We start from the raw sequence: 1,113 nt of genomic DNA, 5'->3' as shown, positions 1-1,113 counted from the left end.
GACGAGGATCATTCCGGCTGATGTGACCGGTGATGGGTTCACTGACCTGCTGGCTGTGGATGCCGCGGGCAAGATGCTGCTCTACAGCAACAACTTCGTGCGTGACGATGGTCAGCCGTATACGGGCGGCGCGCCGCGTGAGGTCGGGCATGGTTGGAGCAGTTCGACCAGGATCATTCCGGCTGATGTAACCGGTGATGGGTTCACTGACCTGCTGGCTGTGGACGCCGGCGGCAAGATGCTGCTCTACAGCAACAACTTCGTGCGTGACGATGGTCAGCCGTATACGGGCGGCACGCCACGCGAAGTCGGCCACGGCTGGGCCGGCAGCACCCGCATCCTGACCTGACCCCATCCCCGCCTGTGTCGGCCGCCCACCACCCCAGGCGGCCGACACCGGACCCTTCTTCATCACTCGTGGAGTAGCCATGCGACATGCCCTCATCCGATCCCTGACCGGATTACTTCTTTCCCTGTGCCTCTCGGGGCCCATCGCTCTGATGTCTTCGGCTCCCGCGCACGCCGCGGACACTGTGCCATGCGACACGAACGGAACCACCTCGGCCGATGCCGCCATGGCGACGCGGTTGAATGAACAACTGACCGGTAGCTGGATGACGGCTTACCGGGTGTCCTGCGCCCGCGTCATCATCGCCACCGTCAAGAGTCGAGGCCTGCCGGTTCGGGCCGCACAGATTGCCATCACCACCACCATCGTCGAATCCACCATCCGTAACCTGACCTACGGCGCCGACGACAGCGTCGGGCTCTTCCAGCAGCGTCCCTCGCAAGGCTGGGGAACGGTCGAGCAGATCTTGAACCCGGTCTACGCGACGAACAAGTTCCTCAACAAGATGCTCCAGTTCGACTGGCGAAATGATCCCATTGGACAGATCTGCCAGCAGGTGCAGGTCTCGGCCTTTCCCTCGAAGTACTACGACGAGACGGCGAACGGAGTGGCCATAGCGAACGCGGTGTGGTCCATGTCGGGACCTGCGGAGCTACCCGGCAACAGTGTGACGGGTGACTCGTACGCTGACGTGCTGGCTGTGGATGCCGCGGGCAAGATGCTGCTCTACAGCAACAACTTCGTGCGTGACGATGGTCAGCCGT

General features: G+C 62.7%; 2 protein-coding genes. Both read left to right on the top strand.

Annotated elements, in window-relative coordinates; translation table 11 throughout:
• Nucleotides 1-349 (top strand): FG-GAP repeat domain-containing protein (locus Q9G87_RS60315; protein WP_305925689.1); only part of this gene is annotated, 349 nt, incomplete at its 5' end.
• Between the two features lie 79 nt (nt 350-428).
• On the top strand, nt 429-1,113 hold a 685-nt coding region (locus tag Q9G87_RS60310), incomplete at its 3' end, for a hypothetical protein (protein WP_305925688.1).

It is taken from the genome of Nonomuraea turcica, assembly GCF_030718205.1.
Lineage (GTDB): Bacteria > Actinomycetota > Actinomycetes > Streptosporangiales > Streptosporangiaceae > Nonomuraea.
This window is presented reverse-complemented; position numbering and strand designations above follow the sequence as displayed.